1 protein-coding gene is annotated in these 453 nt (G+C 53.6%); it reads right to left on the bottom strand.

What is annotated here, in order from left to right:
* Positions 1–33: 33 nt before the first annotated feature.
* Positions 34–432, bottom strand: a complete 399-nt coding sequence (tnpA, locus tag KNP74_RS14865; protein ID WP_138858715.1) for an IS200/IS605 family transposase — start codon at positions 430–432, stop codon at positions 34–36.
* Between the last annotated feature and the right edge of the window lie 21 nt (positions 433–453).

Below are 453 nucleotides of genomic sequence, written 5' to 3'. Positions count from 1 at the left end.
TTGATGTTCACGGTCAATGTCTGCGACACGGTCTCATCCCCTTGTCTTTTGTTCCTCGACATAACGTTTGATGGTCTCGCTGGAGACGTTTCCCGCCGTCGACACGAAGAAGGATCTCGTCCAGAGGCTCGTGAGATGTGTGAGGTGCGGGAACTCCTCCCTGAGCCGCTTCGACGAGACGCCTTTGATGCGCGCCATGATGTCGGACGGGCTGATGGATGGCAATGCGGATAAGAATAGATGCGTGTGGTCCCGGTCGCACTCGATGGCGAGGAGGTGGATGTCGAGCCCTTCACAGACATCGTGGACGATCTCTTTGAACCGTCGCTCGAACAGGTCGTCATCGAACAGTTTTCGGCGATACCTCGGGCAGAACACGAAATGATAATGGAGCATCGACACGGTGGTGTTGGTTCTTCGATAGTTGTTCATACGTTTATCGTATCACTTTGT

The sequence above is a fragment of the Exiguobacterium sp. s141 genome (assembly GCF_018618085.1).
Classification (GTDB): Bacteria; Bacillota; Bacilli; order Exiguobacteriales; family Exiguobacteriaceae; genus Exiguobacterium; species Exiguobacterium mexicanum_A.
This window is presented reverse-complemented; position numbering and strand designations above follow the sequence as displayed.

Bases quoted from the DNA above. Each gene is read 5' to 3' on its own strand.
- tnpA (WP_138858715.1), bottom strand. From the start codon at position 432: ATGAACAACTATCGAAGAACCAACACCACCGTGTCGATGCTCCATTAT.